Raw genomic sequence first — 1,304 nt, 5'->3', positions numbered from 1 at the left:
AGACATCAATATCATATCGTTCTATCCCAAACCTAACTTTAGGTTTAATCTCTATCTTAAGATAAGCACTGAATGCTCTTGTGAACTCAGTAACCAGGTCAAAGCTAACTAATTTTTTAAGCACCCATGAAATTACGCCATTCCATAAACCACTTTCTTGATAAAGACTACTCTCCAAAAACAGAAACCACTTCAAATAACAATTCTTATCTTGCAGATCATCCAATGTTCTAAAAAACACCCAAAGCAAATTTTTATTGCTCTTTAAAGCTGGATATTTTTGTAATAAATCCATTAATTCATTTGTATGAGTCTCCAAACTGCCTCTCAACCAATGAAATAAATCATCTTCATGCTTCATCAATATATCAAATAGTGACTGATCTTCTTTAATTTTAAACAACCAAACTTCAGGGCGTGCTAATCTATAAAAATGCTTATAACTATCATTTGAGCCTAAGAAGTACTTTATGTAGTTTAAATCATCTTCGTATTGCTTCTGTTCATACTCAACAACTTTAGAACAAATAAACTTCCCATAATCAGAAAAACCTAAATTTAAAAAATGTGCAATTTTTTCTACTGCTTCAGGTAATTGCAGATGTGTTCCATTTTCTTTTTGATAAATCAAAGGCTCAATCCCTAAAGACGTCCAGTGATTGACTTGCTGAGTATTTCCATCTTCAATATTTGCAAATGCGTAGAGTCTAGATGCTCTATTCTTAGGTAAAGATCGAGTTAAATATTTTAAAATTGTGTCATTATAAGAATAACCAATAAATATAAAATCGTAATTTAAAAAGGCATCTGTTAATAATCTCTTCGCCCAACTCTCAGAAAGATATGCTCTACCGAAGTCAGAATCTGATAAGACCATTGAACTAGGGTCAGTTACATTACCGTGTAAATAAATAACTCCCTCAATATTGCTTCCTAATGGAAAAACGGGCGCATTAAATTTTTTGATTACACCATCAGGATTCAGGTTAAAGAATGCCTTTTCAAATAAAAGGTCAAAGTTCGTAGTAATAACACGAGTTTTTTTTGGAAATAGTTTAAGGATATCATGATGAAGCTGCGTCGGTTGTGGCGAGTTTTGATTTAAAACACGAATACATTGTTAATGAATTCTTACCCCTTGATCAAAACCTTCTCCGAGCTTCTGATCTGGATTATCAAATTTCTCATTATCATCTAAGTTCAATATTTTACGAGTTAAAGTAACAAAATCAGGTAAGTTGGCTGGCGTTGCCATTGAAACTCCTGCCCCAGCAAAGACAATTACCCTATTGTGTTTAAGCGAA

The 1,304-nt window shown here is 32.8% G+C and carries 2 protein-coding genes; both read right to left on the bottom strand.

Annotated elements, in window-relative coordinates; genetic code table 11:
• Window positions 1-985 (bottom strand): SIR2 family protein (locus GBI16_RS18115; RefSeq protein ID WP_266095384.1); only part of this gene is annotated, 985 nt, incomplete at its 3' end.
• A 135-nt stretch (window positions 986-1,120) separates the two neighbouring features.
• Window positions 1,121-1,304: hypothetical protein (locus GBI16_RS18855; RefSeq protein WP_215900698.1), on the bottom strand; the 184-nt coding region annotated here is incomplete at its 5' end.

It is taken from the genome of Acinetobacter sp. TUM15064, from assembly GCF_008980265.1.
In the GTDB taxonomy this organism is placed as follows: Bacteria; Pseudomonadota; Gammaproteobacteria; order Pseudomonadales; family Moraxellaceae; genus Acinetobacter.
The sequence above is the reverse complement of the archived record's forward strand: the minus strand, read 5'-3'. Positions and strand labels throughout refer to the sequence as shown.